The 1525-nt window shown below is 34.0% G+C and carries 2 protein-coding genes; both read right to left on the bottom strand.

The features are described from left to right. Positions 1 to 254: 254 nt before the first annotated feature. Positions 255 to 1345, bottom strand: a protein-coding gene (locus FYJ60_RS12410) for an IS4-like element ISAba1 family transposase (RefSeq protein ID WP_154458985.1) whose coding sequence is annotated in 2 segments (ribosomal slippage) — positions 255 to 805 and positions 805 to 1345 — 1092 coding nt in all. Because the reading frame shifts where the segments join, the coding sequence is not laid out codon by codon here. 46 nt (positions 1346 to 1391) lie between these two features. Further along, a partial coding sequence (locus FYJ60_RS12895; RefSeq protein ID WP_205839107.1) for a PhzF family phenazine biosynthesis protein occupies positions 1392 to 1525 on the bottom strand: 134 nt, incomplete at its 5' end.

Raw genomic sequence — 1525 nt, 5'->3', positions numbered from 1 at the left:
GCTAATGCATTAATTTGAAAGTGTTTCGTAGTCCTTTGCATAATCTTTAAGTAGCTTTAAAAAATTACATGAATAATACAAAGAATAATTATCATTTGATACTGATTATCAATATTACTTTCATTTATTTTATTTATGAATTATACAAGTTTTTATGATTGAAATTTATTCCTAACTAAGCCTATTGATGCTAAAAATAAAAGAGTAGCTGAGAAAAACGGATCAAACTTAAGATGCTCTGTACACGACAAATTTCACAGAACCCTTATCCTATCAGGGTTCTGCCTTCTTAAAATTGCCAAAATTTCCTTAAACTCTTCTTTTTTCCCAAAACCAATTAAACGCTGAATCGCCATTTGAACATAGTCTAAACCATAGCGAAATAAACTCATTGAGAGTCGTCCATGCTTCTTTATTTTTATCGCTTTTTTTTGATCATGTTGCCATTCACCCGTTAAGTAACACCAACAGAAGCTTATAGCGAACACCGCAATCAATTTTTTCACTCGTCTAGGGTCTGTCAAGCGCGTATTTTCAAGATTAAACCCGCGTCCTTTGAGACAACTGAATAAGGTTTCAATTTCCCAGCGTAATGCATAATCCTGAATAGCATTGGCATTAAACTGAGGAGAAACGACGAGTAAAAGCTCTCCATTTTCTAACTGTAGTGCACTTATATATAGTTTCACCCGACCAACCAAAATCCGTCGTTTACGACATTCAATTTGACCAACTTTAAGATGGCGAAATAAATCACTAATTTTATGATTCTTTCCTAAATGATTGGTGACAATGAAGTTTTTTTAACACGAATGCAGAAGTTGATGTCTTGTTCAATTAACCATGTAAACCACTGCTCACCGATAAACTCTCTGTCTGCGAACACATTCACAATACGGTCTTTACCAAAAATGGCTATAAAGCGTTGAATCAAAGCAATACGCTCTTTCGTATCTGAATTTCCACGTTTATTAAGCAATGTCCAAAGGATAGGTATCGCTATTCCACGATAAACGATTGCGAGCATCAGGATATTAATATTTCGTTTTCCCCATTTCCAATTGGTTCTATCTAAAGTCAGTTGCACTTGGTCGAATGAAAACATATTGAAAATCAACTGAGAAATTTGACGATAATCAAAATACTGACCTGCAAAGAAGCGCTGCATACGTCGATAAAATGATTGTGGTAAGCACTTGATGGGCAAGGCTTTAGATGCAGAAGAAAGATTACATGTTTGCTTTAAAATAATCACAAGCATGATGAGCGCAAAGCACTTTAAATGTGACTTGTTCCATTTTAGATATTTGTTTAAGATAAGATATAACTCATTGAGATGTGTCATAGTATTCGTCGTTAGAAAACAATTATTATGACATTATTTCAATGAGTTATCTATTTTTGTCGTGTACAGAGATAATTTTTACAAAAGCAGTCTCAGATAAGTTATTTTCAAGTGCTATCTTTTGCATTAAATCTGCATTTGGCCACTCTTTTCCAATAATCACAGCAGCCGGATTTCCAC

The organism is Bilifractor porci (genome assembly GCF_009696005.1).
In the GTDB taxonomy this organism is placed as follows: domain Bacteria; phylum Bacillota; class Clostridia; order Lachnospirales; family Lachnospiraceae; genus Bilifractor; species Bilifractor porci.
This window is presented reverse-complemented; position numbering and strand designations above follow the sequence as displayed.